22 protein-coding genes and 1 riboswitch are annotated in these 25,193 nt (G+C 65.8%); of the genes, 13 read left to right on the forward strand and 9 right to left on the reverse strand.

The window, feature by feature from the left end:
- Nucleotides 1–6 precede the first annotated feature (6 nt).
- From Q6A47_RS12280 to Q6A47_RS12290, 3 genes are all read right to left on the reverse strand, one after another.
- Nucleotides 7–819 carry an aldo/keto reductase gene (locus Q6A47_RS12280; RefSeq protein ID WP_295486777.1) on the reverse strand — a complete coding sequence of 271 codons (813 nt, stop codon included), beginning with the start codon at nucleotides 817–819 and terminating at the stop codon, nucleotides 7–9.
- Complete coding sequence (locus tag Q6A47_RS12285; protein ID WP_304484440.1) at nucleotides 816–1,991, reverse strand: NAD(P)/FAD-dependent oxidoreductase; 1,176 nt, start codon at nucleotides 1,989–1,991, stop codon at nucleotides 816–818. Before Q6A47_RS12285 ends, Q6A47_RS12280 begins: the two co-directional genes overlap by 4 nt.
- A 66-nt stretch (nucleotides 1,992–2,057) precedes the next feature.
- The gene (locus Q6A47_RS12290; protein WP_304484441.1) at nucleotides 2,058–2,390 is read right to left on the reverse strand and encodes a DMT family transporter; all 333 of its coding nucleotides are present in this window, start codon (nucleotides 2,388–2,390) and stop codon (nucleotides 2,058–2,060) included.
- Nucleotides 2,391–2,476: 86 nt separating this feature from the next.
- Between Q6A47_RS12290 and Q6A47_RS12295 the strand changes: the two genes are divergently transcribed.
- Nucleotides 2,477–3,367, forward strand: a complete 891-nt coding sequence (locus Q6A47_RS12295) for a LysR family transcriptional regulator (RefSeq protein ID WP_116887451.1) — start codon at nucleotides 2,477–2,479, stop codon at nucleotides 3,365–3,367.
- 44 nt (nucleotides 3,368–3,411) lie between these two features.
- The gene (gene waaA / locus Q6A47_RS12300) at nucleotides 3,412–4,683 is read left to right on the forward strand and encodes a lipid IV(A) 3-deoxy-D-manno-octulosonic acid transferase (protein ID WP_304484442.1); all 1,272 of its coding nucleotides are present in this window, start codon (nucleotides 3,412–3,414) and stop codon (nucleotides 4,681–4,683) included.
- A gap of 36 nt (nucleotides 4,684–4,719) precedes the next feature.
- Here the strand turns inward: waaA and Q6A47_RS12305 are convergent, their stop codons facing one another.
- Entirely contained in the window at nucleotides 4,720–6,156 is a 1,437-nt protein-coding gene (locus Q6A47_RS12305) for a TolC family outer membrane protein (RefSeq protein WP_304484443.1), read from the reverse strand.
- A gap of 160 nt (nucleotides 6,157–6,316) precedes the next feature.
- Nucleotides 6,317–6,423, forward strand: a riboswitch (TPP riboswitch).
- 158 nt (nucleotides 6,424–6,581) lie between these two features.
- Here Q6A47_RS12305 and thiC point away from each other — a divergent pair.
- Entirely contained in the window at nucleotides 6,582–8,462 is a 1,881-nt protein-coding gene (gene thiC, locus Q6A47_RS12310) for a phosphomethylpyrimidine synthase ThiC (protein ID WP_304484444.1), read from the forward strand.
- Nucleotides 8,463–8,550: 88 nt separating this feature from the next.
- Here the strand turns inward: thiC and Q6A47_RS12315 are convergent, their stop codons facing one another.
- Nucleotides 8,551–9,297: an RsiV family protein gene (locus tag Q6A47_RS12315; RefSeq protein ID WP_029612802.1), complete on the reverse strand. Its 747-nt coding sequence runs from the start codon at nucleotides 9,295–9,297 to the stop codon at nucleotides 8,551–8,553.
- Nucleotides 9,298–9,469: 172 nt separating this feature from the next.
- Between Q6A47_RS12315 and Q6A47_RS12320 the strand changes: the two genes are divergently transcribed.
- The 9 genes from Q6A47_RS12320 to Q6A47_RS12360 all read left to right on the forward strand — a co-directional run bounded on the left by Q6A47_RS12320 (nucleotide 9,470) and on the right by Q6A47_RS12360 (nucleotide 18,777).
- Entirely contained in the window at nucleotides 9,470–10,087 is a 618-nt protein-coding gene (locus Q6A47_RS12320; protein ID WP_304484445.1) for an NUDIX domain-containing protein, read from the forward strand.
- Complete coding sequence (locus tag Q6A47_RS12325) at nucleotides 10,078–10,530, forward strand: DUF1249 domain-containing protein (RefSeq protein ID WP_039582835.1); 453 nt, start codon at nucleotides 10,078–10,080, stop codon at nucleotides 10,528–10,530. Before Q6A47_RS12320 ends, Q6A47_RS12325 begins: the two co-directional genes overlap by 10 nt.
- A gap of 84 nt (nucleotides 10,531–10,614) precedes the next feature.
- Nucleotides 10,615–11,424 (forward strand): 3',5'-cyclic-AMP phosphodiesterase, encoded by an 810-nt coding sequence (cpdA, locus tag Q6A47_RS12330; RefSeq protein WP_304484446.1) that lies wholly within the window; start codon nucleotides 10,615–10,617, stop codon nucleotides 11,422–11,424.
- A gap of 155 nt (nucleotides 11,425–11,579) precedes the next feature.
- Entirely contained in the window at nucleotides 11,580–12,188 is a 609-nt protein-coding gene (locus Q6A47_RS12335) for a YqiA/YcfP family alpha/beta fold hydrolase (protein ID WP_304484447.1), read from the forward strand.
- Nucleotides 12,189–12,221: 33 nt separating this feature from the next.
- Nucleotides 12,222–14,126 (forward strand): DNA topoisomerase IV subunit B, encoded by a 1,905-nt coding sequence (gene parE / locus Q6A47_RS12340; protein WP_039582838.1) that lies wholly within the window; start codon nucleotides 12,222–12,224, stop codon nucleotides 14,124–14,126.
- Complete coding sequence (locus Q6A47_RS12345) at nucleotides 14,126–15,112, forward strand: esterase-like activity of phytase family protein (RefSeq protein ID WP_369811486.1); 987 nt, start codon at nucleotides 14,126–14,128, stop codon at nucleotides 15,110–15,112. Before parE ends, Q6A47_RS12345 begins: the two co-directional genes overlap by 1 nt.
- Entirely contained in the window at nucleotides 15,109–15,627 is a 519-nt protein-coding gene (locus Q6A47_RS12350; RefSeq protein ID WP_029612792.1) for a retropepsin-like aspartic protease family protein, read from the forward strand. The genes Q6A47_RS12345 and Q6A47_RS12350 overlap by 4 nt, the downstream gene beginning before the upstream one ends.
- A gap of 10 nt (nucleotides 15,628–15,637) precedes the next feature.
- On the forward strand, nucleotides 15,638–17,893 hold the full coding sequence (gene parC, locus Q6A47_RS12355; RefSeq protein WP_039582842.1) for a DNA topoisomerase IV subunit A: 2,256 nt from the start codon (nucleotides 15,638–15,640) through the stop codon (nucleotides 17,891–17,893).
- A 173-nt stretch (nucleotides 17,894–18,066) separates the two neighbouring features.
- Nucleotides 18,067–18,777: a PqiC family protein gene (locus Q6A47_RS12360; RefSeq protein ID WP_039582843.1), complete on the forward strand. Its 711-nt coding sequence runs from the start codon at nucleotides 18,067–18,069 to the stop codon at nucleotides 18,775–18,777.
- Between the two features lie 258 nt (nucleotides 18,778–19,035).
- On the opposite strand, the gene Q6A47_RS12365 is transcribed toward Q6A47_RS12360, so the two are convergent.
- Nucleotides 19,036–20,508, reverse strand: a complete 1,473-nt coding sequence (locus Q6A47_RS12365; RefSeq protein ID WP_304484449.1) for a histidine kinase — start codon at nucleotides 20,506–20,508, stop codon at nucleotides 19,036–19,038.
- A 135-nt stretch (nucleotides 20,509–20,643) separates the two neighbouring features.
- On the opposite strand from Q6A47_RS12365, the gene serB reads away from it, so the two are divergent.
- Nucleotides 20,644–21,858 carry a phosphoserine phosphatase SerB gene (serB, locus tag Q6A47_RS12370; RefSeq protein ID WP_039582846.1) on the forward strand — a complete coding sequence of 405 codons (1,215 nt, stop codon included), beginning with the start codon at nucleotides 20,644–20,646 and terminating at the stop codon, nucleotides 21,856–21,858.
- Between the two features lie 54 nt (nucleotides 21,859–21,912).
- Here the strand turns inward: serB and asd are convergent, their stop codons facing one another.
- The 3 genes from asd to Q6A47_RS12385 are packed head-to-tail and all read right to left on the reverse strand — an operon-like array spanning nucleotide 21,913 to nucleotide 25,175.
- Nucleotides 21,913–22,776: an archaetidylserine decarboxylase gene (gene asd / locus Q6A47_RS12375; RefSeq protein ID WP_304484450.1), complete on the reverse strand. Its 864-nt coding sequence runs from the start codon at nucleotides 22,774–22,776 to the stop codon at nucleotides 21,913–21,915.
- A gap of 9 nt (nucleotides 22,777–22,785) precedes the next feature.
- Nucleotides 22,786–23,595: a rhodanese-like domain-containing protein gene (locus Q6A47_RS12380; RefSeq protein WP_304484451.1), complete on the reverse strand. Its 810-nt coding sequence runs from the start codon at nucleotides 23,593–23,595 to the stop codon at nucleotides 22,786–22,788.
- A gap of 44 nt (nucleotides 23,596–23,639) precedes the next feature.
- Nucleotides 23,640–25,175 (reverse strand): HDOD domain-containing protein, encoded by a 1,536-nt coding sequence (locus Q6A47_RS12385; protein WP_116887458.1) that lies wholly within the window; start codon nucleotides 25,173–25,175, stop codon nucleotides 23,640–23,642.
- Nucleotides 25,176–25,193: the final 18 nt, after the last annotated feature.

A 25,193-nucleotide genomic window follows, 5' to 3' on the forward strand; every position in this document is an offset into this window, starting at 1 on the left:
GACGGCTTAGGCCTTGCCCAGGATTCGGGCCACGGTGGCCACGTTATGGGCCAAGTGCAGCGGATTGATGGTGCCGACAATAGCACTGCTCACCCCTGGGTGGGCGAACAGCAGCTCGAAGCTGGCCTGCACCGGGTCGACGCCCGGCGACAGGCACACATGTCCACTGGCCAGCGCCTTCTTCACCAGGATGGCCTTGCCGTGCTCGGCAGCGTAGTCGAGTACCGCGCGCTCCGCCTGTTCCTTGAGGTTGTAGGTGACCATCGCGCAATCGCCCTGTTCCAGCGCTTTCAGGCCCCCGGCGACGGTCTTGCCGGAAAGGCCGAAGCCGAGGATCTTGCCTTCCTGCTTGAGCGCAGCGAGGGTCTGGTAGACCTCCTGCTCCTCGAGGATGGCCAGGTCGTTGCCGTCCGAATGCACCAGCACCAGGTCGATGCGGTCGGTTTCAAGACGCTGGAGGCTGCGCTCGACCGAACGGCGGGTATGGGCAGCGCTGAAGTCGAAGTGCGACTGGCCGGCCTCGAATTCTTCGCCGACCTTGCTGACGATCACCCACTGCTCACGCTGTCCGCGCAGCAGCGGGCCGAGGCGTTCTTCGCTGCGGCCATAGGCGGGGGCGGTGTCGATCAGGTTGATGCCCAGCTCGCGGGCTTGGGCCAGCAGCAGGCGCGCGTCGTCGTCGCCGGGGATGGTGAAACCGGTGGGATACTTGACGCCCTGGTCGCGGCCGAGCTTGACCGTGCCCAGCCCCAGGGGCGAGACGCTCAGGCCGGTGCTGCCCAGTGGGCGGTGGAGGTCGTGCAGGGTCGGCAGGCTCATGGCAGCAGTTGCTCCCAGGCCGGTACGCCGAGCGGCGGACGCGGCAGATCGGTGAGGTCGGGGTGGGCGGCGGGGCGGATGCCGTCACGCTCGAAAGTGGCCAGCACGCGGTCGGCGAAGTCCGGGGCCAGGGCCAGCTTGGTCGGCCAGCCCACCAGCAAGGGTGCCTGCTCGCTGAGAAAGGCGTTGTCCGGACGCACCAGGCCCGATTGCGCCGGCTCGGCGCGGTCTACCCGCAAGGTGGCCCAGCGGATCTGTTGTTGATCGATCCAGGGCAGCAAATTGCCGATTTCTCGCTGCGCGGCGGCGATCTGCGCGGCCGGCTCGCGGGCCACGCCCTCGGCCTCGGCCAAATCGCCGCCCAGGTACCAGACCCACTGGCCATCGGCAGCCGGGTGGGTGGTCACCGTGACCCGGGGCTTGGGGCCACCTCCCAGGCAGTGGGCATACAGGGGTTTGAGGTTGGGACCTTTGGCCAGCACCATGTGCAGCGGCCGGCGCTGCTGGGCCGGTTGGCTCAGGCCGAGGGCGTGCAGCAGGTCTTCGGTGCCGCCCCCGGCACTGAGCACGATGCGTTGCGCACGGATTTCGCGGTCGTCGACCGTCAGCCCCACCAGCGCCTGGTCGTCGTGCAGTGGCGCGATGCGCTCCCCAGCCAGCAGGCTGTCGCCGGCCAGTTCGGCGAGGTTGGCCAGCAGGCTCGGCACGTCGATGACCAATTCGGCCAGGCGGTACACCTTGCCCTTGAATGCACGGTCCTGCAGGGCCGGGGGCAGGTGTTCGCCTTTGACCTGATCGACCCGACCGCGCACGGCCTTGCTGGCGAAGAAGCTGGTGAGGTTGCCGGCCAGGGTGCCGGGTGACCACAGGTAATGGGCCTCGGACAGCAGGCGGGTGTGGCGCAGGTCCAGTTCACCATTGCCGGCCAGGGCTTCGCGCCAGCGCCGTGGCATGTCGGCAATGGCCTCGGAGGCGCCGGTCAGGGCGCCGTGCAGGGCATACTTGGTGCCGCCGTGAATGATGCCCTGGGACTTGAGCGTCTGTTCGCCGCCGAGACTGGCGCGCTCCACCAGCACTGTCGAGTAGCCCAGGCGCCGCAGCCTGGCATTGAGCCAGAGGCCTGCGACCCCGGCGCCGACGATCAGTACGTCAGTGGAAATGGCAGATGGCATGCGGGCACCTCGAAAACCGGAACGATTGCCCAGTATACAGGTGCGCTGCGGCCGTGGTCTTGACGCTCAGTGGCCGGCGGTCCTGGAGAACACCTGGATCACCACCACGCCGGCGACGATCAGCGCCATGCCCAGCATGGCCGGCAGGTCCAGCTTCTGGCCGTAGATCACCAGGGCGGCCACGCTGATCAGCACGATTCCCAGCCCCGACCAGATCGCGTAAGCGATACCCACCGGAATGCTGCGCACCACCAGGGTGAGCATCCAGAACGCAATCGCGTAGCCGCCAATCATCAGCAACAGCGGCACGGGCGTGCTAAGACCTTTGACGGCTTTCATCGACGCGGTGGCGATGACTTCGGCGCAGATGGCGATGGCGAGATAGCTGTAGGCATTCATGGGCAGTTCCTCCGGTACAGGCTCGGCATTCTAGCGGTGGCATAGATGCGGTAAAGTCATTACCTATCCGTTTTGGAGATGGGTTGATGGCCGATCAGTGGAACCTCGAACAGTTGAAAACCTTCGTGCAGGTGGCGGAACTGCGGTCCTTTTCGGCGGTGGCACGGGCGCAGCGCAAGGCGCAGTCGGCAATCAGCACGGCCATTGCGTTGCTCGAAGCCGATTTGGGCGTGAGCCTGTTCGAGCGCAGCAGCGGCCGTCAGCCGACCCTCACTGAAAGCGGTGAGGTGCTGCTGGAGGACGCCCGTGAATTGCTGCGCCAGTGCGAGCGTTTCGACAGCCGCGCCCTGGCGCTGATGCGCGGCCAGGAGGCGTTGTTGCGCGTGGCCCAGGACGAGGCCATGCCTTATCAGCCGGTACTCGACAGCATGGATGACCTGGCCAGCCGCTTTCCGTACCTGCAGGTGCACCTGGCTAGCGGCGCCCAGGGCGATGTGGCGCGCAAACTGGTGCAGCGCCGTGCCGACCTGGGCTTGTTCTTCAACCACGAGAGCATCCCGGCGTCGTTGGAGCGCCGCACGCTGGGCAGCGTCGAGATGGTCACCGTGTGCGCCGTGAATCATCCATTGGCACGGCAGGGGCGGGTGTCCCTGGAGCAGTTGGCCCGCCATCGACAGTTGCTGATCACGCCGGGCGACAGTGACTACCCGGGCGGGCAGGCGATCAGTCCGCAGGTGTGGCGCGCCGACAGCTTCTATGCCATGGCCGAGTTGCTCATGCGCGGGCTGGGGTGGGCGTGGCTGCCGCGCCATGTGGTGCAATACCCGACCTACCAGGCGCACATGCTCGAACTCGACAGCGAATGGCGCCCGCCGGCGCTGGTGGCGGAACTGGCCTGGCGCCGCGACGAGCCGCTGGGCCCGGCCGGGCAGTGGCTGGCCGAGCGTTTCGCCGTGCATTTGCGGGCCATCGGCTGAGCGCGGCAGGTGTTTTGCGGCGGATCCGGGTACACTGCGGCGCCATGAACAGAACCCTCTATACCCTGCTGTTTCACTTGGGCCTGCCGCTGATCGCGCTGCGCCTGTTCCTGCGCGGGCGCAAGGCACCGGCCTACCGCCAACGCATTGCCGAGCGCCTGGCCTTCGGCCTGCCGGCCATGCGCCAGGGTGGCATCTGGGTGCATGCCGTGTCGGTGGGCGAGAGCATTGCTGCGGCGCCGCTGGTCCGGGCGCTGTTGCAGGCCTATCCGCAGTTGCCGATCACCCTGACCTGCATGACGCCGACTGGCTCGGAACGCATCCGCGCGATGTTCGCCGACGAACCGCGGGTGCAGCACTGCTACCTGCCCTACGACCTGCCTTGGGCCGCCGGACGTTTCCTCGACCGGGTGCGCCCGTGCCTGGGCATCATCATGGAAACCGAGTTGTGGCCCAACCATATCCACCAGTGCACACGGCGCGGCATTCCCGTGGCCTTGGCCAATGCACGGCTGTCGGCGCGTTCGGCGCGTGGCTATGCGCGGTTCGCCGGACTCACCCGGCCGATGCTCGAAGAGATGAGCCTGATCGCCGTGCAGACCGAAACCGAAGCCGAGCGCTTTCGCAGCCTGGGCGCCCGTGCCGAGTGCGTGCAGGTCACCGGCTCGATCAAATTCGACCTGAAGCTGGACGACACCCTGGTGCCGCGTGCTCGGCACCTGCGTGAGCAGTGGGGCGCAGGCCAGCGGCCAGTGTGGATCGCTGCCAGTACCCATGAGGGTGAAGATGCGGCAATCCTCGACGCCCACCGGCGTGTGCTGCAGGTGCATGGCGATGCGTTGCTGATTCTGGTGCCGCGCCACCCGGAACGATTCGACGCCGTGCACGCGCTGTGTCGCGCCAGCTTCACCACGGTGCGGCGATCTGCCGAGGTGGCAGTGGACGGGCAGACCCAGGTGTTGCTCGGCGACACCATGGGCGAATTGCTGTTCCTCTACGCCCTGGCCGATATTGCCTTCGTAGGCGGCAGCCTGGTGCCCACCGGCGGGCACAACCCGCTGGAGCCGGCGGCATTGGGGTTGCCGGTGATCACCGGTGCGCACGTCTTCAACTTCCTGGAAATCAGCGCGATGCTGCGCGATGCCGGCGCCTTGCAGCAGGTGGACGACGCCGAAGGCTTGGCCGCGGCTGTACGTCGTCTGATCGAATTGCCCCAGGACGGCCGGCGCATGGGCGAGGCGGGCAGGGCGGTGATGCAGGCCAACCAGGGCGCCTTGCAGCGCTTGCTCGACGGGTTGGCGAAGCTGATCGGCTGACCCGCGCGTCCGATCGGCCCCGCCAATGCCGCCGCCTCAGCGTCGGCGCTCGAAGTTCTTCGCCGCTGCCGCTGCCAGGTCTGGCGGCAGGAAGTCCTTGTCCGGGTTGTAGTCGGGCTTCAGGTAGCGTCCCAGGTCTTGCAGATCCTGCGGGCTGAGGGTGCCGGCCGCCTGTTTCAGGCGCAGGTTGTCGAGGATGTAGTCGTAGCGGCTGTTGTTGTAGTCGCGCACCGAGGCATACAGCTGACGTTGGGCGTCGAGCACGTCGACGATGTTGCGGGTGCCCACCTGATAGCCGATTTCGGTGGCTTCCAGCGCGCTCTGGTTGGAGACGATCGACTGCTTGCGTGCCTGCACCTGCTCCACGTCGGTATTCACCGCCCGGTGCAGGTTGCGGGTGTTCTCGACCACCTGGCGGCGCAGGCTTTCGCGCTGCTGCTCGCTCTGGTTCAACCGCGCATAGGCCTCGCGCACCTGCGAACTGGTGAGCCCGCCGCTGTAGATCGGAATGTTCAATTGCAGACCGACGCTGGTCTGCTCCACATCGCCGCCGTAGCGCACACCGGGTTGCGGCGCTGGATTGCTGAATCCAAGGTTGTCGTTGTCGCCTTTCTGGTAGCGCGCCACGGCATCGAGGGTGGGTGCATGGCCAGCCTTGCGCTGGCGCAGGGTTTCCTCGGCAGCCTCCACCGCGTGGTTGGTGGCCAGCAGGTTGAGGTTCTGCCGCGCGGCGGTCTCGACCCAGGCCTTGGCGTCATTGGGCGTGGGCACTTGCACCGGCAGGCTGTGCACCACGCCCTGCAGCGAGCCGTACTCGCGGTTGGTCAGGGTCACCAGCGCCTCGAAGGCGTCCTGCACCTGGCGCTCGGCCAGGATGCGGTTGGCGCGGGCGGTGTCGTAGCCAGCCTGGGACTGCAGCACGTCGGTCTTGTCGGAAAGGCCCACGTCGAAGCGTTCGTTGGACTGGTCGAGCTGGCGCTTGAACGCTGCTTCCTCGGCCTTGGTCGAGGCCAGGTTGTCCTGGGCGCGCAGCACCGTGAAGTAGCGCTCGGCGCTTTGCAGGATCAGGTTCTGTTCGGTGGCCGACAACTCCAGCGCGGCCTGTTCGTTGACCGCTTCGGCGGCCTGCAACTGGAACCAGCGGTCGGCACGGAACAGCGGCTGCGACAGGGTCGCGCTCCAGGCGGTGCCGCTGCGCGTGGAGGTGATCGATGGCTGATCCAGCTGGGTGCGGGTGTTCATCGTCTCGGCCCCGGCGGAGAGGTTGGGCAGCAGGTCGGCCCGCGCCTGCGGCACCACTTCCCGGCGCGCGCCGTAGTCGGCGCGGGCGGCCGCGAGGTCGGCATTGTTGCCCACCGCTTCCTGGTAGACGCTGACCAGGTCGGTCTTCACCGTCATGGGCACAGCCGCTGCCCAGGCCGCGCCGTGGGACGCACAAGACACGGCGAGCGCCAGTGAAAGTTTGCGCAGCATAGGGCAATCCTTGTACGAAAAATAATTTCTGAACTGTTGAGTATCGGGCGATGCGCCAGTGTAGTGCCGGGCGCCGCCGGCAACAATCGGCGGCCTGCGCCTTTCGTCCCTTGCCCGGCAATGCGCTTGGCTTTGCAGACCAGACCAGTCTAGACTGCGCAAGTTCTTGTCGGGGTGCCTTGAGTCGAAGGCTGAGATCGGAGAGTTCCGGATCCCGTTGAACCTGATCAGGTTAGCGCCTGCGTAGGGAACAAGATTGCTCACCTTCCCGGGGAGCCTCTTGTGCCAGGTCCGGGATCGTCGCCGCTGTCACACAGCCAAGGCACCCCAAGTATCCGGCACTGCACTCCAGCAAGGAGTGCGTCCGCGCCTTTCAGGTTCGCCCCGACATTCCGCCCGCTAGGAAGCTGTCTGGAGAGCCTGTGATGAGTCAACAAGAAAAAACGATCAGCCTGAGCGAGTCGGCCCGCGTCGACCAGCAGTCCGTGCAACCGCTGCCCAATTCGCGCAAGGTCTACGTCCATGGCTCGCGCCCGGACATCCGCGTGCCCATGCGCGAGATCAGCCTGCACGACACCCCCACCGACTTCGGCGGCGAGCAGAACGCCCCGGTACTGGTCTACGACACCTCCGGCCCTTACACCGACCCTAACGTCATCATCGACGTGCGCAAAGGCCTGGGCGATGTGCGCTCGGCGTGGATCGACGCGCGTGGCGACACCGAGCGCCTGGACGGCCTGAGCTCGAACTTCGGCCAGCAACGGCTCAACGATGCCGAGCTGACCAAGCTGCGCTTCGCCCACGTGCGCAATCCGCGCCGGGCCAGGGCCGGCGCCAACGTCACGCAGATGCACTACGCGCGCCAGGGCATCGTCACCGCCGAAATGGAATACGTGGCGATCCGCGAGAACATGAAGTTGCAGGAGGCCCGCGCCGCCGGCCTGCTCGACCAGCAGCATGGCGGTCACAGCTTCGGCGCCAGCATCCCCAAGGAAATCACCGCTGAATTCGTCCGCGAGGAAATCGCCCGTGGGCGCGCGATCATTCCGGCCAACATCAACCACACCGAGCTGGAGCCGATGATCATCGGCCGCAACTTCCTGGTGAAGATCAACGGCAACATCGGCAACAGTGCCCTGGGCTCGTCCATCGAAGAGGAAGTGGCCAAACTGACCTGGGGCATTCGCTGGGGGTCGGACACGGTGATGGATCTGTCCACCGGCAAGCACATCCACGAAACCCGTGAGTGGATCATCCGCAACTCGCCGGTGCCGATCGGCACCGTGCCGATCTACCAGGCCCTGGAGAAGGTCGGTGGTGTTGCCGAGAACCTGACCTGGGAGTTGTTCCGCGACACCCTGATCGAGCAGGCCGAGCAGGGTGTGGACTACTTCACCATCCACGCTGGCGTACTGCTGCGCTACGTGCCGCTGACCGCCAAGCGCGTCACCGGCATCGTCAGTCGTGGCGGCTCGATCATGGCCAAGTGGTGCCTGGCGCATCACCAGGAGAACTTCCTGTACACGCACTTCGACGAGATCTGCGAAATCATGAAGGCCTACGACGTCAGCTTCTCGCTCGGCGACGGCTTGCGTCCCGGCTCGATCGCCGACGCCAACGACGCCGCCCAGTTCGGTGAGCTGGAAACCCTGGGCGAGTTGACCAAGATCGCCTGGAAGCACGATGTGCAGTGCATGATCGAAGGCCCCGGCCATGTGCCGATGCAGTTGATCAAGGAGAACATGGACAAGCAGTTGGAGTGCTGCGACGAGGCGCCGTTCTACACCCTCGGGCCGCTGACCACCGACATCGCCCCCGGCTACGACCACATCACCTCGGGTATCGGCGCGGCGATGATCGGCTGGTTCGGCTGCGCGATGCTCTGCTACGTCACGCCCAAGGAACACCTGGGCCTGCCGAACAAGGACGACGTCAAGACCGGCATCATCACCTACAAGATCGCCGCCCACGCCGCCGACCTCGCCAAAGGTCATCCCGGCGCGCAGATCCGCGACAACGCGCTGTCCAAGGCGCGTTTCGAGTTCCGCTGGGAGGATCAGTTCAACCTGGGCCTGGACCCGGACACGGCGCGCGCCTTCCACGACGAGACCCTGCCCAAGGAGTCGGCCAAGGTCGCGCACTTCTGCTCGATGTGCGGGCCGAAGTTCTGCTCGATGAAGATCACCCAGGAAGTGCGCGAATACGCCGCCAAGATCGACACCGTCGATGTCACGGCCGAGCAAGGCATGCGCGAGCAGGCTCAGCGCTTCCGTCAGGAAGGCAGCCAGTTGTACCGCAAGGTGTGAGTGCGGCGGGCCGCGCGGTTGCACACCGCGCGGCCCTTTTCAGCGAGTCGAGGTGCCGTTCGCGGGCAAGCCGCAACGGCCGACGCGCTTAGCCTCGGCCAGGGAACAGCTCTGGACGGATGACGCCGTTCAGGCGTGGATAGGGGATTTTCAGTTCGACGTGGCCCATGGAGTAAGGGGCGATGGCATAGACCTCGTACTTCACCACGACCGCACCGTAGGTCAGGGCGATGTGCGGCGATGGCTTGAACGGCCAGGTTTTGACGAACTCGGCGTCCTTGTCCATGCCCGTGCTGATCAGCCAGGCGCGGTGCGATTCCTCGACGGTTTTCCAGAAGGTATCTTCCTGGCCGGGGATCAGCATGTCCTGCAGGGTCAGCACCTTGTCCTGCTTGCGCGAATAGTTGATGAAGGCGCGGCCCGGCATGCCATGGGCACCGCCGCTGTCCAGGTAGCTGGACAATTCGACGATCACCAGTCCGTCATGCTGCTCGCGTACCTTGGCTTGCAGGTAGCTGCTGTTGCGCGCCGGGGCGCTGGCCAGGTACTGCTGTTCGTATTGCTGCAACGTGGTCGGCGCAGTGCCGCGCTGATTGTCTTCGGTCAGTTGCAGCAGGCGGCGCTCCACCAGGGCATCGAGCTTGGGCAACGTCGGGAAGTGCACGGTGTCGATATTCACCAGAGGGCAGTCGCGCTCGCTGCAGCCGGGTTTGACGTGTTCCCAGGCTTCGCGCTTGACCTCGACCGGCGCGCGGTAGTTGGGCGCGAACAGGCTCTGGCAGGCGCCGAGGGTCATCGCCAACAGGGCGACGGCGGTCAGTTTGACGAGCGTCATGGGAGTCCTTGCAGAACGGGGTTGATCGGCCTTGGACCGTCGGCAGGGCCTTCGGTTCGCCACTAAGCTAACAGAGTGCAGGCGGCCTGTCCCGGTCGCGGGAAAGGGATGAAACGCGGCGATTCGCAGAGTAGGATGGCGCGATGCAGTGGTTGATGTAGCGAGGAATTTCATGTCAGACACCTTGAACCCGGTGCCCAGGACGGTGCAGATCGTCGAGCGGACCAATTGCTTCCAGGGCTTCTACAAGCTCGACAAAGTGCGCCTGCGCCACGAGCTGTTCGCCGGCGGCATGGGCCGTGAGATCAGCCGCGAGCTGTTCGTGCGCCATGATGCGGTGTGCGTGCTGCCCTACGACCCGCAGCGCGACGAAGTGGTGCTGATCGAGCAGTTTCGCGTCGGTGCGCTGGACAAGACCGACAACCCTTGGCTGATCGAACTGGTCGCCGGTCTGATCGACAAGGACGAGCAGCCCGAGGAAGTGGCCCATCGCGAAGCCGAGGAGGAGGCCGGCCTGCACTTTGCCGCGTTATGGCCGATGACCCGCTACTTCCCCTCGCCGGGCGGCAGTGACGAATACGTGCACCTGTTCCTGGGTCGCTGCAGCAGCGAGGGCGCCGGCGGACTGCATGGCCTGGAAGAGGAGGGCGAGGACATCCGCGTGCGCGTGTGGACCTTCGACGACGCTTTGCAGGCGGTGCGCGACGGGCGCATTGCCAACGCCGCGAGCATCATCGCCCTGCAATGGCTGGCGCTGAACCGCGACGAAGTGCGGGGGATGTGGAAGTGAACCTGCTGCGCGAACGCTATCGGGTCGACCTGGCCGGGTTGCAGGCGGCCTGTGAGGCCAACTACGCCCGGCTGATGCGCCTGCTGCCGGACATGCGCAGCACCCAGAGTTCGCGACGCATCGGTATGACCCAGGGGGACCAGATGCTCGGGGTGCTGGTGCTCGAGGTGGTGCTGGCCTGCCCCTATACCACCACCTTGCGTGTGCGCCAGGAGCACAGCCTGCCCTGGTTGCCGGTTCCGCACTTGGAGGTGCAGGTGTACCACGATGCGCGCATGGCCGAGGTGGTCAGTGCCGAGCATGCGCGGCGCCTGCGCAGCATCTATCCGTATCCGAATGCGGCGATGCACCAGCCCGACGAAAAGGCTCAGCTCAACCTGTTCCTCGGCGAATGGCTGAGCCACTGCCTGGCCTGCGGCCATGAGTACGAAACCGTGCGTTGAAATGTGACGCTCGTCGATTTTGCGTCTTTGCCTCATCTTTCGCTGCGTCCATAATTCTGCCGATTCCGCACAAGGAGACGGCCGTTGTCGCACCCACCCACGCCTCCCGCACCGCTGCACCTGGTGCAATTGACCGACCCTCATCTGTTCGCCGATCCCGCGGGGGCCATGCTTGGCCTGAACACCCGCGACAGCCTGCGCCATGTGATCGCGCAGGTACGCCGCGAACAGCCGCGCATCGACCTGCTGTTGTGCACCGGTGATTTGTCCCAGGATGGCAGCGCCGCGTCCTATGCCGCGTTTCGCCAGCTCACCGACGAGCTGGGCGCGGCAGCCCGCTGGCTGCCGGGCAATCACGATGACGCCCGACTCATGGCCGAGGTGACCGCGCACAGCGCGCTGATGCAGGCGGTGACCGATATCGGCGCCTGGCGCATCGTCATGCTCGACAGCGCCGTGCCCGGTGCCACCCATGGTCAGCTCGCGGCGGCGCAACTGGCGCTGCTCGACGCTGCCTTGGCCAGCGCGGGAGACCGCTACTGCCTGGTCTGCTGCCATCATCAGCCGGTGGATATCGGTTGCGAATGGATCGCCCCGATCGGCCTGCGCAACGCCGATCAGCTCTTGGCGCGCCTGGCGCAGTACCCGCAGGTCAAGGCGCTGCTCTGGGGGCATGTGCATCAGGAGTGGGACGAGGTGCGCGAGGGGCTGCGGTTGCTGGCCAGTCCATCGACCTGCCTGCAATTCGCCCCCGGCAGCGCGGATTTTCAGGTGAGCGAGCAGCAGCCAGGCTATCGCTGGTTGCGCCTGCATGCCGATGGACGGTTGGAGACGGGCGTCGAGCGGGCACGGGATTTCCAAGTCAAGCTGGATTTCGACAGTCCTGGCTACTGAGGCCTGCGGCAGCCTCGAGAGGGGGCGTGCTCTGGGTGTTTTGCCGAAGAACTCGTTGGTAAATCCGGGCCTTTCGTCAAAACCCCGCGAACAGGCTAAACTGCGCCTCCTACGCCCATCACATCGGGCGCGAAGCCGCAGATTCCGGGGGTAGCATGTCGGGTTCGATCCTCTATATCCATGGCTTCAACAGCTCGCCGCTGTCCACCAAGGCCCGGCAGCTCGAAGCCGTCATGCAGCATCTCGGCCTGGCCGAGCGACTGCGCATCCCGGCCCTGCATCATCACCCGCGCCAGGCCATGGCCCAGCTCGAAGCGGGGCTGGCGGAGCTGGATGCGCCGCTGCTGGTCGGCAGCTCGCTCGGCGGCTACTATGCCACCCACTTGGCCGAGCGCCACGGGCTCAAGGCCCTGCTGATCAACCCGGCGGTCACGCCGCACCGGCGCTTCGACGGTTATCTGGGCACCCAGCGCAATCACTACAGCGGTGAAACCTGGGAGCTGACCCACGACCATGTGCAGGCCCTGGCCGAACTCGAAGTGCCGCCGCCGCAGGACGCGACGCGTTATCAGGTGTGGCTGCAGACCGGCGACGAAACGCTGGACTACCGCGACGCCGAGTGTTTTTACCGGGCGTGTGCCCTGCGCATTCAGGCCGGAGGCGATCACGGCTTCCAAGGCTTCGTCGAGCGCTTGCCCGCCCTGTTGGCCTTTGCCGGCATTGCCCGCGGACAGTACGCGGCGCTCGACTTCTCTGTATTTTGACCTTTGCATTCACCAGACTGACGACGAGAACCCATGGCCAATCCCAGCGCTAGCGCCTATAACGCAGACGCCATCGAAGTCCTCTCCGGCCTCGACCCGGTCCGCAAGCGACCGGGCATGTACACCGACACCAGCCGGCCCAACCACCTGGCCCAGGAAGTCATCGACAACAGTGTCGACGAAGCCCTGGCGGGCCACGCCCGTTCGATCCAGGTCGTGCTGCATGCCGATCACTCACTGGAGGTCAGCGACGACGGCCGTGGCATGCCGGTGGACATCCACCCCGAAGAGGGCGTGTCCGGCGTCGAGCTGATCCTCACCAAGCTGCACGCCGGGGGTAAGTTTTCCAACAAGAACTACCAGTTCTCCGGCGGCCTGCACGGCGTTGGCATCTCGGTGGTCAACGCCCTGTCCTCCCAGGTGCGCGTGCGCGTCAAGCGCGACGGCAACGAATACCAGATGACCTTCGCCGACGGCTTCAAGGCCACCGAGTTGGCGGTGGTCGGCACGGTCGGCAAACGCAACACCGGCACCAGCGTGTACTTTGCCCCCGATCCGAAGTATTTCGACTCGCCCAAGTTTTCCATCAGCCGCCTCAAGCACGTGCTCAAGGCCAAGGCTGTGTTGTGCCCGGGGCTGTCGATCAGCTTCGAGGACAAGGGCACCGGCGAGAAGGTCGAGTGGCACTACGAAGACGGCCTGCGCTCGTACCTGGTCGACTCGGTCAGCGACTTCCTGCGCCTGCCCGACGAGCCGTTCTGCGGCAGCCTGGCCGGCAACAAGGAAGCGGTCGACTGGGCGCTGCTGTGGCTGCCCGAGGGCGGCGACAGCGTCCAGGAAAGCTACGTCAACCTGATCCCCACAGCGCAGGGCGGTACCCACGTCAACGGCCTGCGCCAGGGCCTGCTCGACGCCATGCGCGAGTTCTGCGAGTTCCGCAACCTGCTGCCGCGTGGGGTCAAGCTGGCGCCGGAAGACGTCTGGGAACGCATCACCTTCGTGCTGTCGATGAAGATGCAGGAGCCGCAGTTTTCCGGCCAGACCAAGGAACGGCTGTCGTCGCGCGAGGCGGCGGCATTCGTCTCCGGCGTGGTCAAGGATGCCTTCAGCCTGTGGCTCAACGCCCACCCCGAACTGGGCATGCAACTGGCCGAACTGGCCATCAGCAACGCCGGGCGACGTTTGAAGGCGAGCAAGAAGGTCGAGCGCAAACGCATCACTCAAGGCCCGGCGCTGCCCGGCAAGCTGGCCGATTGCGCCGGTCAGGACCCGATGCGTGCCGAGCTGTTCCTGGTCGAGGGCGACTCGGCCGGTGGCTCGGCCAAACAGGCGCGGGACAAAGAGTTCCAGGCGATCCTGCCGCTGCGCGGCAAGATCCTCAACACCTGGGAAGTCGATGGCGGCGAGGTGCTGGCCAGCCAGGAGGTGCACAACATCGCCGTGGCCATCGGCGTCGATCCGGGTGCCGTTGACCTGTCGCAACTGCGCTACGGCAAGATCTGCATCCTCGCCGACGCCGACTCCGACGGCCTGCACATCGCCACCTTACTGTGCGCGCTGTTCGTCCAGCACTTCCGTCCGCTGGTCGAGGCCGGCCATGTCTACGTGGCCATGCCGCCGCTGTTCCGCATCGACCTGGGCAAGGACATCTATTACGCCCTCGACGATGCCGAACGCGATGGCATTCTCGATCGTCTGGTCGCCGAGAAGAAACGCGGCAAGCCACAGGTCACCCGCTTCAAAGGCCTGGGCGAAATGAACCCGCCGCAACTGCGCGAAACCACCATGGACCCCAATACCCGGCGCCTGGTGCAGCTCACCCTGGACGACTTGCCCGGCACCACCGAGATCATGGACATGCTGTTGGCCAAGAAGCGCGCGGGCGATCGCAAGCACTGGCTGGAGACCAAAGGCAACCTGGCCGAGGTCCTGGTTTGATGCGGTCACTGTGCGCGGTGCTGCTCACGCTGCTCAGCGTTTCGACGCTGGCCAGCGAGTGGCCCGAGCTCACGCTCACTGCCGAGCATCCGATCGACGGCATGCGCGGCGGCAACCTGTCGGGTCTGGCCCAGTGCCGGGGCGCCCTGTGGGGTGTTTCCGACCGCGACGACGACCGTGTCTACCGCTTCGAGCAGCACGACGATGGCGTGTGGCAGAGCGAAGCGCTCACCTTCACTGCGCCGCCTCCACCGGAAAGCGGGTTGCCCTGGGGACTGAAGTCGCGCAACTGGGCGGCATCCTACATTCGTGGCGGTGAGCTGGACTTCGAGGGCATCGCCTGCGACGGCGCCGACAACCTCTATGTGGTCAGCGAAGCCCACGCCGGCGTCCTGCAACTGCCGTTGCAGGGCGAGCCGGACTGGCTGCGCATCGATCCGGCCATGGTCCGCCAGGCCAGGGCCAGTGGCATGTTGCTGCATTTCAACGCGCTGTTCGAAGGCCTGGCCATCAATCCTGCCGGCGACCGCCTGTGGCTGGCCGCCGAACGCGAGCGCCGTGGCCTGATCTCGATACAGCGCCAGCAGTCGTTGTGGACCTGTGGCGTCAGTTGCGTACTGCTCAGCGAGGCGGGCCTGGAGATGCAGCCGCCGCAGATGCCCAATGCCCGAGCGGTGTCGCGGGACTTCGCCGACCTGGCGCTGTTCGAGGGCAAGCTGTTCACCCTCGAGCGCAACGCCTACCGCATCTGCCGCCGCGATGCCGACAGCGGCGCGGTGGAGCGCTGCTGGTCGTTCGCCGCCGAGGCGCTGGTGGAATCGCGCCGCTACGACCAGCCTTACGGCTTGGCCGAGGCGTTGGTGATCGACAAGGATGGCGCCTGGATCGGGCTGGACAACAACAACGGCCGCCGTGCCGATGGCGAAACCCGACCGATCGTCTGGCGCTTCGCTGCGCCGGCCGGCGGCTGGAGCGCCAAGCCTTGAGTCAGCCACCGGGCAAGCGTGCCGGACGCGTGCTGATGATCGTCGCTTGGGCGGCCGCGCTGTTTCTCGCCACGCGCTTTTTCGGCCAATGGGAAGATCGCCAGCTCAATCCCAACAGCGCGGTGCAGTCCTCCCATGGCGAGGGCTTCATCGAAGTGAGTCTGTTGGCCAACGGCCAGGGTCACTTCGTGGCCGACGGCGCGATCAATGGCCAGGGTGTGCATTTCATGCTCGACACCGGCGCCACCGACGTGGCGATCCCTGAGGCGCTGGCTCGCGACCTGGCGCTGCAACGCGGCGCGCCAGTGATGCTCAGTACCGCCAACGGTCGCACCGAGGGCTATCGCACCCGGCTCGACAGCCTGCAGTTGGGCGATATCCACCTGCGCGAGGTACGCGCCTTGGTGGTGCCCGGGCTGGACGGCCAGACGGTGCTGCTCGGCATGAGCGCCCTGAAACAACTTGAATTCACTCAGCGCGGTGGCACCATGCTGCTGCGCCAGAACCTGAAATGACGAGGCTCGCATGAGCGACTTACTGGACAGTCTCGAAGGCGTCGAACGCCGTTCCCTGGCCGACTTCACCGAACAGGCCTACCTCAACTATTCCATGTACGTGATCATGGACCGGGCCCTGCCGCACATCGGCGACGGCCTCAAGCCCGTGCAGCGGCGTATCGTCTACGCCATGAGCGAGCTGGGCCTGGATGCCGACGCCAAGCACAAGAAGTCGGCGCGTACCGTCGGTGACGTACTGGGTAAATTCCATCCCCACGGCGACTCGGCCTGCTACGAAGCCATGGTGCTGATGGCGCAGCCGTTCAGCTACCGCTACACGCTGGTCGATGGCCAGGGCAACTGGGGTGCGCCGGACGATCCGAAATCCTTCGCGGCCATGCGCTACACCGAGGCGCGGCTGTCGCGTTATTCCGAAGTGCTGCTCAGCGAGCTGGGCCAGGGCACCGTGGACTGGGGGCCGAACTTCGACGGCACGCTCCAGGAGCCGCTGGTCCTGCCGGCGCGCCTGCCGAACATCCTGCTCAACGGCACCACCGGTATCGCCGTGGGCATGGCCACCGACGTGCCGCCGCACAACCTGCGTGAAGTCGCCAGCGCCTGCGTGCGTCTGCTCGACGAGCCGAAGGCGACCCTCGAGCAACTGTGCGAGCACATCCAAGGCCCGGACTACCCCACCGAAGCCGAGATCGTCACGCCGCGCGCCGACATCCTCAAGATGTACGAGAGCGGCAAAGGCTCGATCCGCATGCGGGCGGTGTATCGCGTGGAAGATGGCGACATCGTCGTCACCGCCTTGCCGCATCAGGTGTCCGGCGCCAAGGTGCTGGAGCAGATCGCGGCGCAGATGCAGAACAAGAAGCTGCCGATGGTCGCCGACCTGCGCGATGAGTCCGACCACGAAAACCCCTGCCGCATCGTCATCATCCCGCGCTCGAACCGCGTCGATGCCGCTGAGCTGATGCAACACCTGTTCGCCACCACCGATCTGGAAAGCAGCTATCGGGTCAACGTCAACATCATCGGCCTGGACGGGCGTCCGCAACTCAAGAGCCTGCGTGCGCTGTTGCAGGAGTGGTTGCAGTTCCGCATCGGCACCGTGCGCCGCCGCCTGCAGTTCCGTCTGGACAAGGTCGAGCGTCGCCTGCACCTGCTCGAAGGTCTGCTCACCGCCTTCCTCAACCTGGATGAGGTGATCCATATCATCCGCACCGAGGAGCATCCCAAGCAGGCATTGATCGAGCGTTTCGCACTGAGCGAAATCCAGGCCGACTACATCCTCGAGACCCGTCTGCGCCAATTGGCGCGCCTGGAAGAGATGAAGATTCGCGGCGAACAGGACGAACTGCTCAAGGAGCAGGCCAAGTTGCTGGCGCTGCTGGGCAGCGAGGCCAAGCTGCGCAAGCTGGTGCGCAGCGAGCTGATCAAGGATGCCGAAACCTACGGCGACGCGCGTCGCTCGCCGATCGTCGAGCGCGCCGAGGCCAAGGCCCTGTCGGAAACCGAGCTGATGCCGACCGAGCCGGTGACCGTGGTGCTCTCCGAAAAAGGCTGGGTGCGCTGCGCCAAGGGCCATGACATCGATGCCACCGGTTTGTCGTACAAGGCCGGTGACGGCTTCAAAGCGGCAGCGGCGGGGCGTTCGAACCAGTTTGCGGTGCTCATCGACTCGACCGGCCGCAGCTACTCGCTGGCGGCCCACAGCCTGCCCTCGGCCCGTGGTCAGGGCGAACCGTTGACCGGTCGGCTGACGCCGCCGCCCGGCGCCAGCTTCGAGTGCGTGTTGCTGCCCGAGGACGATGCGCTGTACGTGGTGGCGTCCGATGCCGGCTACGGATTCGTGGTCAAGGGCGAGGACCTGCAGGCCAAGAACAAGGCGGGCAAGGGGTTGCTGAGCCTACCCAACGGCGCCAAGGTCATCACCCCGCGTGCGGTCGATGATCGCGAGCAGGATTGGCTGGCGGCGGTGACGACCGAAGGGCGTTTGCTGGTGTTCAAGGTGGCCGACCTGCCGCAACTGGGCAAGGGCAAGGGCAACAAGATCATCGGTGTACCGGGGGACCGGGTCGCCAGCCGGGAAGAGTACGTCACCGACCTGGCCGTGATCGCCGAGGGCGCGACCCTTGTGTTGCAGGCTGGCAAGCGTACCCTGTCGCTCAAGCCAGATGATCTGGAACATTACAAAGGCGAGCGGGGCCGCCGTGGTAGCAAGTTGCCACGAGGTTTCCAGCGCGTCGACAGCCTCACGGTAGAGCGTCCGGCGTGAACCGACTGTCCATCCGGAGCGGCGTTTTCAGCGTCGATCTGGGCGGAAATGCTGGAGTCTGCCGACCATTTCGCGGATGATACACCCCTCGCGGGGCCGGCGTGGCCGTGTGCCCCCAGGAATCCACACGAGTATCACTGCGGTTGCCGCGCGGCAACCGCCTGGATGGGACGATGAAATTTCTGCGCCTTCCCTTTGCGCTGCTGATGACGGGACTGCTGGGCCTGGGCGGGTGCACCATGCACCAGCCGGTGGCCTTGTATCAGCTCGACAGCGGTGACCCCGGCCAGCCGACGCAGGCTGCCGGCATGGCAGTCGTGCTCGGACCGGTCTCGGTCGCCGACTACCTGCAACGTGAAACCTTCCTGCAACGTCAGCCCGATGGCAGCCTCACCGCCGCGACCGACGGTCGCTGGGCCGGCAGCCTGTCGTCGGATATCGACCAGTTGCTGGTCCGCCAGCTTGCCTGGCGCCTGGACAGCCAACGCGTGGTCCTGGCCCCGGCCAGCACCGGCTTCACGCCTGATGTGCAAGTGCTGCTGTCCATCACCCGCCTGGACTCCGGTAGCAGCCAGCCGGCGATTCTCGATGCCCAGTGGCGCGTGCTCGACCGTCGCGGCCATGTGCGCGACAACCGTATCGTTCACCTCGAGCAGCAGCACGAAGGCAGCGAAGCGTCCCAGGTTCAGGCCCAGGGGCAACTGCTGCAGCGGTTGGTCGAGCAGTTGAGCAGCGCGGTCAAGCCTTTGGCCAACCAGCCGGCGCTCGCCGAAGAAGCCCCGAAGAAGCCGGCGGCCCAAGCCCAGGTGAAGAAGCAGCCCGAGAAATCGAGAATTCCGATGGCTTCGCCGATTCGCACGGACATGGAAGTGTTCCGCTTCTGACCCGTCCGGCACAAAAAAGCCCGCAGCGATGCGTAATGCGGTTCACTTAAGATCTGTTTTGCTGGAATTGGGGCTGCTGCGCAGCCCATCGCGGCGCAAGGCCGCTCCCACAGGGTCCGTACAGCCTCATGTTTCAGGGTTTGCGCGGACTTTGTGGGAGCGGCCTTGTGCCGCGAAAGGGCCGCGAAGCGGCCCCAGCATTCTTTAAGTGAACCGCATTACGCAGCGCTGCGGGCTTTTTTGTGCGTTGGCCTCCGATCAGCCGCGCCGCTCGTGCATGCGGGCCAGTTGGCGCTCCAGCATCGACGGATACGGCTCCATCAGTCGTTCGACACAGCAGGCCCCCTCGGGGCTGGCAATCGGGCGAATACGCGCACGCTGGCGGATCAGCGCATCGTCGCTGACCTGGCGTTCGACCAGCAGCAGGTTGCGGCTGTGCTGTGACAGGGCCAGGGCCGCCTGGGCCTTGTCGGTCATCAGTAGATCCACCTGGTCCATGTCCAGCAGGTCTTCGCCCAGCGCCAAGCCCAGTTGCAGTTGCAAGGTGATGCCGCTGTCGGCCACCTCGATCTGCAAGGCGTGGCCCAGGGCGCGCAGCAGCTCGCCGCAGCAGATGGCGTTGGTGAGGTAGTCCTCGCCGCTGTGACGGCTGTGGAACAGCAGCAGGGTGCTGCCATCGTTGAGCGTCTGCACTTCACCTTCGTAGAGCGACGCGGCCTGATCCAGGCAGTCGCGGTAGCGCTCCAGAAGCTCGGTCAGGCGCGTGCGCGGCAGGCGCCGCAGTTGCTCCTGGGAGCCCAACTGCACCGCCAGCACGGCGCTGGTGTTCGGTTCGTCCGGCTCGGCAACGCTCAGCGCCTTGGCGCTGGGCTCGTTGTCCTCGAGCAGGTCGGCGAAGGCGTCGTCGTCGGCCTCTTCGTCGGCCGCGACGGGGCGGGCGCTCACGGGCTTGGCGGTGGCCTTGCGCGCGGCGGGCTCGACCGGCAGGTCGGCGAAGTCGTCCTCGTCTTCCGGCTCGGGTTCAGGCTCCGCTGGCGGCGGCGGTGCCAGCTTGGCGTGCAGCTGCCTGGCCAGATCGCCGATCTCGTCCTGACGCTCGATGCCCGGAGTGTAGGGGTGAGGATCGCGCAACCAGACCCGCAGTTGCAGCAGCGGCGTGGAGATGAAGCGACCCAGGCGCAGGCTCAGGGTCAGCGCCAAGGCCAGCAGGATGGCGGCGAGAATGCCCATGCTCTGCAGGCTGATCAGCATCGGCTGCTGGAACTGGCTCATGTCCAGGCTGATGCGCAGTTGCCCGGCGGTCACGTCCTGGAAGGTGATCTTGGTCTGGTAGACACCCTCGGCCTCGCCCAGCAGGCTGTTCTTCGGCCGTTGCCCGGCCTCGGCGAGGATGCGATTGTCGGGGCTGTAGATCGCCGCGTGGGCCACCAGCGGGTTCTTCACCAAGTTGCCCAGCAGCACGTTGAGGCTGAGGATATCGTTGGACACCAACAGCTCGGTCGCCGACGTCGCCGTCTGGGTGGTCAGGCTCTGGCCCACGGCATCGGCCTGCTCGTGCATGGCCTGCTTGAACTGCAGGCCCATCACGCAGGCATAGATCACCAGAGCCAGCGCCACCAGGAAAATGTTGTGGCTGGCGATGCGCAATGCCAAGGGAATACGGCGTTGGCTCAAGGCTCGGAAGATCATCAGAAAGAAGTTGTCGGTTTTGACGGGCGTGGGCCGGTTCACAGAGCGCGGCTCTTTATGGCGGAATTGATGCCGGGCAGTATAGCGACCCGCGTTTTGTCGGCAAAGTATCGGTGCTGCCCGGTGGTCACTGAAAGTGGGTAGAATGCGCACTTTTCATCGAGTTGGAGCACGGTCTTGCGCGAAATCGTCCTGATCAACATCACTGGTGAAGACCGTCCGGGTCTCACTGCGGCCCTCACCGGCGTCCTGCTCCAGGGCGGTGTGAACATTCTCGACATCGGTCTGGCCGTCATGCACGGCACGCTGTCGTTCGGCATTCTGGTGGACATTCCCGACAACGAGGTCGCCACCGCCTTGCTGCAAAGCGTGCAGTCCAAGGCTCACGAGCTGAACCTGCAGGCGCGCTACACGCCGATTTCCGAAGAAGACTACCAGCAGTGGGTCGACGGTCATGGCGACAACCGCCATATCGTCACCCTGCTCAGCCGCAAGGTCACCCCGGCACAGTTGCAACGCGTCAGCGCGCTGATCAGCCAGTACGGCCTGACCATCGAGCGTATCGAGCGCCTGTCGGCCCGGGTCGCGCTCGATGCGCCCACCGAACAGGGGCGTGCCTGCCTGGAAATCTCGGTGCGCGGCGAGCCGACCGATCCCCAGGCCCTGCGCGCCGAGTTCTTCGCGCTGTCCTCCGAACAGGGCGTCGATATCGCCTTTCAGCAGGATGACCTGTTCCGTCGCAACCGCCGCCTGGCGGTCTTCGACATGGACTCGACCTTGATCGAAGCCGAAGTGATCGACGAGCTGGCCAAGGCGGCGGGTGTCGGCGAGCAGGTGTCGGCGATCACCGAACGCGCCATGCGCGGCGAACTGGACTTCCGCGCCAGCTTCAAGGAGCGCATGGCCTTGCTCAAGGGCCTGGATGTCGGCGTGCTGGACGAGATCGGCGCCTCGCTGCGCCTGACCGAAGGCGCCGAGCACCTGTTCGCTGAACTCAAGCGCCTGGGTTACAAGACCGCCATCCTCTCCGGCGGCTTCTCCTATTTCGCCAGGCAGGTGCAGGCGCGCCTGGGCATCGACTACGTCTTCGCCAACGAGTTGGAAGTGGTGGATGGCAAGGTGACTGGGGTGGCGGTGGAGCCGATCGTCGATGCCCAGCGCAAGGCCGATCTGCTACAGGAGTTGGCGATCAAGGAGGGGCTGCAACTGGAGCAGACCATCGCAGTCGGCGATGGCGCCAACGATTTGCCGATGCTGTCGCTGGCGGGCCTGGGCGTGGCCTTCAGGGCCAAGCCGCTGGTGCGTCAATCGGCCAAGCAGGCCATTTCTACGCTGGGTCTGGACGGGGTGTTGTATCTGCTGGGCTGGCGCGACCGCAACGGTTGCGCGTGAGGGCCTGGTAGAGGCATGAGGGCGCGGCAGGCTGCCGCGCCCTCATGTGTCTGGTCAGCTTTGGGTCGGCAGTGCCAATTGCTCACCCATGCGTACGGCCGACAGCGCGCCGAGGTTCTGCGCCCACTTCACCTGATCCGGCCCGAACAGCACGATGGCGGTGGAGCCCAGCTTGAAGCGGCCCAGTTCCGCACCTTTCTCCAGATGGATCGGCGCACGGCTGGCTTCGTCGTAGCGAACGGTCTTGAGTTCGCGCTTGGGTGGTGTGACCAGCCCGGCCCACACCGTCTCGATCGAGGCGACGATCATTGCACCGACCAGCACCACGGCCATCGGCCCGCGCTCGGTGTCGAACAGGCACACCACGCGCTCGTTGCGGGCGAACAGTTCCGGTACGTTTTCAGCGGTGGTTTGGTTGACCGAGAACAGCCGACCTGGCACATAGACCATCTCACGCAGGGTGCCGGCCAGCGGCATGTGCACGCGGTGGTAGTCCTTGGGTGACAGGTAGATGGTGGCGAACTCGCCGCCCATGAACGGCGCTGCCAGCGCCGGATCGCCGCCCAGCAGCTCCAGGGCGCTGTAGCTGTGGCCCTTGGCCTGGAAGATGCGCCCGTGTTCGATCGGGCCAAGCTGGCTGACGGCGCCGTCGGCCGGGCACAGGATCGCGCCAGGGGTGTCGTCCAGCGGGCGTGCGCCGGGCTTGAGGGCACGGGTGAAGAAGGCGTTGAAGTGCTCGTAGGCGGTGAGGTCCTCGACCAGCGCTTCGCTCATGTTGACCTGGTAGCGCTTGGCGAACCAGGCGGTGAAGGCATTCTTGAACCAGCGTACGCGGCACTCGGCCACGCAGCCGGCCAGGCGCGAGAGCAGGTGATGCGGCAGCAGGTACTGGCTGATGATGAACAAACGGGATTTCATGCAGTTTCCTTAAACGTCTACAGGCGTGTCCGGGTGATTGCCCCACTCGCTCCACGAGCCAGCGTAGGCCTTGACCCGTGGATAGCCCAGGGCCTTGGCGACCAGGTAGGTGAAGCCGGAGCGACGGTGGGTCTGGCAGTGGGTGATCACTTCCTTGTCGGGGGTGATGCCCAGTTGCCGAAGGGTCTGTGCGATATCGCCGCGAATGCGCAGGCGGTCGTTGAGGTCCATCCCGGCGGTCCACTCGAAATTGATCGCACCGGGTATGTGTCCGCCTCGGGCGGCCAAGACTTTCTCGCCGGAGAACTCCTGCGGTGCACGGGCATCCCAGACCACCAGGTCAGCGGCGCCCAGGCGGCTTTGCAGATACTCGCGGGTCGCGGTGGGTTCGCCGTGCAGGCGCAGCTTAACCGGTGTGTTCGCCACGGGCGGTACCTCGGTGGACAGTTGATCGGCAGGCCAGGCCTGGATGCCGCCATTGAGGTAGTGGTAGGCCTTGTGCCCGATCACGTCGAGCAGCCAGATGAAGCGCCCGGACCAGCCGCCGCCTTCGTCGTCGTACACCACGTACACCGCATCGTCGCGATGACCCAATTCGCTGAACAGCTTTTCCAGATCGCCCAGCGCTGGCAACAGGCCGGGCGCAGGCGGTTGGCCGAGCTGGGTGCGCTTGCCGTCGACCAGGCGCGCGCCGGGGATGTGGCCGCTGCCGTAGCGATTGGCGCTGCTCAGATCGACCAGGATCAGCTCGGGCGATTGCAGGCGCGGCAGCAGGTCGTCGGCTTCGATCACCAGAGGCAAGCCGGAAAAATCAGTCATCCACGGTCTCCGGGGGCGAGAAAGGGGCGATTGTAGCGCACGGCTCAGCCATTGCGGTTGGCGAAGCTGGCCAGTGCGCGCTCGATACATTGCGCGGTTTTGCCGAACGCCTGCACGCCAACATCGGCCAGCGGCTTGCCGCCCTGGTCGGCGATCACCAGCATCAGCGCCTGCTCATTCAACGCCAGCGAGCGCAGCAGCACGTGTTCGCTGGGGAACAGGGCGCGCAGTGTGGTGGGCAGCAGGGGCGCGAAACGGGCGTGGTTTTCCGGCGTCAGGCGCAGTTGCGAAGCTTTGCTCAGCAGTTTTTGCAGCAGGGTGCTTGCGTTCAGGTCGACCTTGAGCGCCGCCGCTTCACGCGGCAGGCCGGCGCTTTGCTGCACGCGCAGGCAGTCGTTGGGCTTGTCCAGCATCAGCAGCAGCACCCGCTGCATGCCGCAGGCCAGCAAGGCATCACGTGCCAGGGTGGCCAGGTGCATGCTGTTGCTGAACGGGCTGGGCTGGGTCAGCAACTCGCCACACAGGGCACGCCAGCGTTCCAGGTCCTGCGCAGGGGGCGGCGGCGCGGTGAGCATGTCCGGGTGCGGCCGGCGTTGCTCCCAAGGCCAGATCAGCGCTTCGGCCGGATGGAACAACGCATGCCGGGCGTGATGGCGGGCGCTGGCGGCCGCCTGCTGGTGGACCTGCTGCTGGACGTCGTCCAGGGTGGTTTGCAAATACAGCGCGGTCAGCAGTTGCCAGCGCAGCAGGTGCGGGTTGTCCCAGCCGACCTGCGCCGACAGCGCCAGCCCGTTGGCCAGCAGCACGGTATTGGCCGGCTGGTTGAACCAGCGGCGCAGACCGCTTTCGTCGTCCAGGCGATGCTGTTGGTTCAGTGCATCGGGATCGCGGGCGATATTCAGCACCTGGGCCAGTTGCTCGCGCTCTTCGAGCAGCAGGCGATAGCCCTGGGTGACCCATTCCGGTAGGCGCCAGTGCAGGGCGACGGCCCGGCACAGTTCCATGATGCGCACGCCGAACAACGCATGCTCCACCTCGGCGGCGTCCTCGCCCTTGTGGATCACCCGCAGTTCCCAGGCGTCGAGCAGCTTGGGGTAGGCCAGCGCCAGGGGCCACAGCGGCGAGAGGAACAGCAGGCTGCCCCAGTGGATTTCCTGCCACAGCCGTGCCAGGCGACTGGCGAACAGGCCGTTGGCCTGTTGCGTGGCATGCTGGCTGATCAGCAGGAACTGGCGCAGCACCGGCGGGATGTCGTCGGCCGGCACCGCCGGTAGACGCCCCATGAGCTGCAGGATGCGTGAAAGACCCAGGCGGTTGAGGGCAACCTCCAGGCTTTCGGCTGGCTCGGCCATGCTGGCGTTGGCCGGATGGTTGGCCTCGCGCATGACGCACAGCACCAGCGACGGGCTGTCCTGCATCAGTTCGGCGATGTCGCGCAGCGAGCGGCGGTTGTCGTTGACCGCCGCCAGGACGCGGTCATGACTCTCCTTGGGCACCGGCACACGGATACCGTCGAGTAGCTTTACCCAGCCCTCGAGAGAGGAGGGGACCTGCGCTGGCAGCTTGGTTTCGATTGGCATTTTGACATCAGTCCGAAC

Origin of the sequence: Pseudomonas boreofloridensis (assembly GCF_030580795.1) — a bacterium.
In the GTDB taxonomy this organism is placed as follows: domain Bacteria; phylum Pseudomonadota; class Gammaproteobacteria; order Pseudomonadales; family Pseudomonadaceae; genus Aquipseudomonas; species Aquipseudomonas boreofloridensis.